Below are 230 nucleotides of genomic sequence, written 5' to 3' on the forward strand. Positions count from 1 at the left end.
CAACTGGATTGGTCGTTCGGAAGGGGCATATGTTACTTTTGACATCGCGGAGACTGAACACTCGATCACCGTGTTCACAACACGACCTGATACGCTTTTCGGTGCTACTTACCTTGTATTGGCTCCAAAACATAAATTAGTTTCTGAAATTGTTTCTCAGGAACAACGTGATGCTGTGGAAGCATATCAAAACAAGGTAGCTACAAAGAGTGATCTAGAACGTACCGAGC

Annotated in this window: 1 protein-coding gene; it reads left to right on the plus strand. The window is 43.9% G+C overall.

Features of this window, described 5'->3' with window-relative positions:
• The coding region (locus tag AOA62_RS03905) for a hypothetical protein (RefSeq protein ID WP_143521738.1) at positions 1–230 on the plus strand (230 nt) is incomplete at both ends.

Source organism: Pseudomonas sp. 2995-3 (assembly GCF_002742565.1).
GTDB lineage: Bacteria > Pseudomonadota > Gammaproteobacteria > Pseudomonadales > Pseudomonadaceae > Aquipseudomonas > Aquipseudomonas edaphica.